A 252-nucleotide genomic window follows, 5' to 3' on the forward strand; every position below is an offset into this window, starting at 1 on the left:
ATGGCGCGAGACGGAATCGAACCGCCGACACATGGAGCTTCAATCCATTGCTCTACCAACTGAGCTACCGAGCCTTATTGCGGGAGCAGGATTTGAACCTACGACCTTCGGGTTATGAGCCCGACGAGCTACCGAGCTGCTCCATCCCGCGTTAATAATAAAGGAGGATGTGGGATTCGAACCCACGCACGCTTTTACACGCCTGACGGTTTTCAAGACCGTTCCCTTCAGCCGGACTTGGGTAATCCTCCA

General features: G+C 54.4%; 3 tRNA genes. All 3 read right to left on the reverse strand.

The features are described 5' to 3' along the window. Window position 1: 1 nt before the first annotated feature. Window positions 2–74, reverse strand: a tRNA-Phe gene (locus HMPREF2805_RS01105). A gap of 3 nt (window positions 75–77) precedes the next feature. Beyond that, window positions 78–151 (reverse strand) — tRNA-Met (locus HMPREF2805_RS01110). A gap of 10 nt (window positions 152–161) precedes the next feature. Continuing rightward, a tRNA-Ser gene (locus tag HMPREF2805_RS01115) sits at window positions 162–251 on the reverse strand. Window position 252 lies beyond the last annotated feature (1 nt).

It is taken from the genome of Streptococcus sp. HMSC034E03 (genome assembly GCF_001811505.1).
Taxonomy (GTDB): Bacteria; Bacillota; Bacilli; order Lactobacillales; family Streptococcaceae; genus Streptococcus.